The sequence below is a fragment of the Sphingomonas sp. ABOLH genome, assembly GCF_003951715.1.
In the GTDB taxonomy this organism is placed as follows: Bacteria; Pseudomonadota; Alphaproteobacteria; order Sphingomonadales; family Sphingomonadaceae; genus Sphingomonas; species Sphingomonas hankookensis_A.
Genome location: NZ_QQWV01000091.1, coordinates 1 through 2,547, shown reverse-complemented (window position 1 = coordinate 2,547; position 2,547 = coordinate 1). Strand labels below are relative to the sequence as shown.

Here is a 2,547-nt window from a genome sequence, read left to right as displayed (position 1 = left end):
GTAGGGTAGACGCGAGACGCCTCTTTCGAGGACGCCCCAGCGCCTCCCCCCGAACCGTGCTTGCACCTTTCAATGCACACGGCTCTCCATTCTGACAGGCATCCGGCCACCGTGATGCGCAACATGACACTTGTGGCACAGGACGACTGTCCTGCGCCGTCGTGCCGATTGTACCCAAGGCGTCAGTTGGTCGCGTCGCTTATCTTTCAGGCGATTGGGATGATGCATCTCGAACGGACCATCGGTGTCGCCGCATGCCTCGCATTGCTCGGCACTCAGGCGCGTGACCAGATCGTTCGGGCTCTGCGCAAGGCGAGAGCCTACCGTGATGGAGTCGACGAGGGGGTTATCCCACGTCTTCACGATCAGATGCTTCAGTTTCCACACCTTATGGACGCGCGGCTCGCCCCGAACCACGGTGATAACACCGTGATCCGACCCCATCTTCAGATATTCCTCGGCCTGCCGCCTCGTCGAGCGTCGCCGGCATGCTACAGTCGCAAAGAGGCTCCTGAGCATGACCAGCTCCAACTTGTCGAGTGACGCTTTCACGCCATCGGCGATCGCATAATAGTTCGCGAAGCCCCGGAACTCTGAGTTATAGGCAACGATAATCTCCGCCAAACTGGATTCCATGAGTTGCGGACGCACCCGGCCATTCCTCATGTCGAGGTTGCCGAGCTTTTTGCGCCTGCAGAACGCATAGACCCGATCCCTCGGCACCCACAGCTTGATATTCCCCCGCGTTGGCCGACGAAGGATGCGTCGCATCCCGCCGCCGACCGCCTGTCGCCCCGCCATTGTTCCGGGAGAGCGCAGCGTGAAGGCGCATACGTGGAAGCCAAGGAACGGCGATCCCCTCGATGCATCGCGAACCCCGGTTTTCTCCGGTGATACCGTCAGATTGAGCCGATCAGCGAGGAAGTGCTGTATGTCGGCCATGATCCGAACGGCATCCGCCTTGCTGCCGATCACGCCGACGAGGAAGTCATCGGCATAACGGCAATAGCGCAGGCGGCGGAAGTTGGGGTCCATTTGATCAACGGATGATATCTTCCGTCGATCCCGATTGATGGCTTCGATCCGAGCAAGACGGGTTCGGACCTCTGCCTCATCCGCGCCAACGGCACGGATTGCATCGATCTCCTTGCGAAGTGCGGCGATTTTCTGGCTTTGGACAACATATGCGGGATTGGCCCGCCGTTTGACGCCCTTGTCGAAGCGAGCCCGCATTTCCTCCATGAACAAGTCAAGCTCATGAAGATAGATGTTGGCAAGCAAGGGCGAGATGACCCCGCCCTGTGGAGTGCCGCTATAGGTCCGCTCGAACTTCCATTCGTCCATGCACCCGGCCTTGAGCATCGTCCCGATCAGATCAATGAACACAGGATCATCGATCCGGCGGGCCAATAGGCTGAGCAGGATATCATGGTCGATGTTGTCGAAGAACCCGCGAACATCCACTTCGATCAGCCATTTCGCGCCCGTCCAGGTTCTGCGGATCTCTTCGAGAGCCGTGTGGCAGGAGCGACCCGCGCGAAACCCATGACTGTGTTTCGAGAACACAGGCTCATAGATCGCCGCGAGGATCATTCTCGCCGCCTCCTGAACGATGCGATCATCCGCCGTAGGAATGCCCAATGGGCGCATTTTACCATTACCCTTGGGGATATAGACCCGCCGCACTGGACGAGGGCGGTAACGGCCTTCCGCCACGCCTTGGGTCAGACGATCCAGCCTCGCCAGCGTCATGCCGTCGAAGGTCTGGCCGTCTACTCCCGGCGTCATGGCACCCCGGTTTCGGGATACCCTGTCATAAGCCCGCTCATATAAGCAGCGGGACCGCATGAGGCGGTGGAGACCATTGATCCGCTTGCCCGCCCGCGACAGGGCCGGAAGCTTCTCGATCCGTCTCAGGATAGTAGCGGTCTGCATCAGCAGTTCCTTTCCGTTGATCCATCGAGTTTACAGAACTGCCGTCCTTCGCCCGGGCGCGCGGATTTCGACAAGGATCGCTCCCGCTTATACCGCTGTCCCGTCCGCCTCTCGGCGGTTGTCCCGGCCATTGCACCGGGCATTTGACTACTATGACGGCTCCGTCGCCATGCAGGTCCGGCAAGCCGTCCTGTTTAGGCGATCCCGCAGTTGCGCGAGTGAGGAGTCGCGGCGCGTTTAGGTGCCCCGTTCGTTTCCTTAATCCCCTTACCGGGGCCACGCCGGGCGGACTGGCAGCGATTTGCAGGGCCGTGCTCCTCGCTCCGCTCGAGACGGTGTGTCAGCCGCGTTCACCGTCACCTACCTAGTGGTCGTTGGAAACTGGGATTCAAACAATCAAGTCTTCACCATGCGCGCCTTGCCTGCTGGTCAACCGTCAGGCTGCGGCGCCCAACTTCGATCCGTACCCCGACATGCTATGGTCCCGTTTTCCTTTCGGAATCTCAGCCGGTTCATCACCAGCACCGGTAAGTCGGTCAGGCATGAGCTATGCCAATAAGCTCAGTTCATTCGAACTCTCCTTTCTTCTTCGCGCCACAACGGCGCACGCCC

The 2,547-nt window shown here is 59.9% G+C and carries 1 protein-coding gene; it reads right to left on the bottom strand.

What is annotated here, in order from left to right:
- Window positions 1–69: 69 nt before the first annotated feature.
- Window positions 70–1,935, bottom strand: coding sequence for a reverse transcriptase/maturase family protein (locus CA237_RS19260; RefSeq protein WP_046408784.1), 1,866 nt, complete (start codon window positions 1,933–1,935; stop codon window positions 70–72).
- Window positions 1,936–2,547 lie beyond the last annotated feature (612 nt).

Excerpts from the sequence above, each read along its gene's own strand:
- CA237_RS19260 (WP_046408784.1), bottom strand. The coding sequence starts at position 1,935 with ATGCAGACCGCTACTATCCTGAGACGGATCGAGAAGCTTCCGGCCCTG.